We start from the raw sequence: 293 nt of genomic DNA, 5'->3' as shown, positions 1-293 counted from the left end.
GATAATGCTTCAGGAATGGCAGGAACTATGGAAGCTGCTCGTGTACTTTCGAAATACTCCTTTGAAAATAGTATAGTGTATCTTGGTTTATCAGGCGAAGAGCAAGGACTTTTCGGAGTTAAAGGTGTTGCCGAGTATGCCAAAGCTAATAACTGGTAAATCATAGGCGTTTTAAACAATGATATGATAGGCAATATTGAAGGCGATGATGGCGTTATTGATAATCGAACTTTTCGCATTTTTTCTGAACCAACTCCTGTTACAGAAACTGAGAAAGTACGCAATCAACGTCG

The 293-nt window shown here is 39.2% G+C and carries 1 pseudogene; it reads left to right on the top strand.

Annotation, left to right across the window (positions count from 1 at the left end):
• A pseudogene (locus tag WFZ85_RS16240) lies at positions 1–293 on the top strand (M28 family peptidase); the annotation flags it as partial.

It is taken from the genome of Flavobacterium aureirubrum (genome assembly GCF_038739835.1).
Classification (GTDB): domain Bacteria; phylum Bacteroidota; class Bacteroidia; order Flavobacteriales; family Flavobacteriaceae; genus Flavobacterium; species Flavobacterium aureirubrum.
Note: the sequence above shows the minus strand (reverse complement) of the source record. Positions and strands in the feature narration are given on the sequence as shown.